The organism is Hymenobacter agri, from assembly GCF_054778495.1.
Window position 1 is genome coordinate 1 of the sequence record NZ_BAAGZM010000956.1, and the last position, 1,112, is coordinate 1,112.

A 1,112-nucleotide genomic window follows, 5' to 3' on the forward strand; every position below is an offset into this window, starting at 1 on the left:
GGGCCACGGTGCTGCCCACGCGCACGGTGCCGGTGGTGGCGTCGAGGTAGGGGATGGGCGTGGGGTTGGTGGCGGCGCGGCCATCATCGAGCACCAGCGACTTGTTCACGTTGGCCGTCTGGTAGGCGTTCACGGCGGCTACGTTGCTGGTGCCGGTGCTGCTGGTGCCGCTGGCGGGGTCGTCGTTGGGGTCGACAAACTGCGTGGGCTGATACACCAGGCCGCGCAGCGACAGCGTGAGCTCGCCGCGCGACTTCACGGCTGCCACGTCGGCCACCGTCACGGGCGCGTTGAACTCGACCAGCATGCCTTCGAGCGGCTCGGCGTCGGCCATCGAAAACGTGGCGTTGTCGACGGTGCTGAAGGCCGGCAGCGGACTGCTCGCATTCAGCACCGTAATCACTGGCGACGTGAGCACGGCCTGGTTGAACGAGGGCGTGCTGGCGATTTCCTGCGCCGCACCGCTGATGCGTACGCGGTTGCCCACGGCCACGGTAGGCGCGGTTTGCACCACAAACAGGGCATCGGAAGTGGCCGGGTCGCCGTCGGCCGCGGCCGCGTCGTTCTGCACGTAGAAGCCGGCTGGGCTCAGGCCCGCGTACACGCCCGTCACCACGCCCTCAATGGTGTAGTTGCCAGCCGTGGCCAGCGCGCCCGTGCCCTGAATAGTGCCAATGGGCGTGATGGTCTGAGCCTGCGCAACCGTGAGGCCAGCGGCCAGCAGCGCGGGAAGAAAAGCAAGAAAAGAGCGGCGTAAAACCTGCGGCATACAGTTGAAAATCAAAGCGGGCCCGAAGTGGGGCTGTAAATGTAACAGGTGCCAGGCGGCGGGCTGCACCCGGGCGAAAAATCGGCCGCTAAGCTCAACCACAGGGGCAGGCGGACAACTTGCGGGCGGCTCCGGTACGTAAGCACCGGCAGTGCTTCACCGATTCAGTTTATTCTCCCTTCCTTTTATGTTTCAGGAAAACAACTCCTTTAGCGCAGTGGCCGAACCGGCGGCCACTGCTGACACCGGCTGCGATACCTCGCGCCGCCACTTTATCAACCACGCCGGGCGGGGGCTGCTCGCGGTGGGCGTAGCCAGCGCGCTGCCGCTGGCCGCCGAAGCC

The 1,112-nt window shown here is 66.2% G+C and carries 1 pseudogene; it reads right to left on the reverse strand.

The window, feature by feature from the left end:
• Positions 1 to 769 (reverse strand): annotated as a pseudogene (locus tag ACYVDE_RS23675) (hypothetical protein); the annotation flags it as partial.
• Between the last annotated feature and the right edge of the window lie 343 nt (positions 770 to 1,112).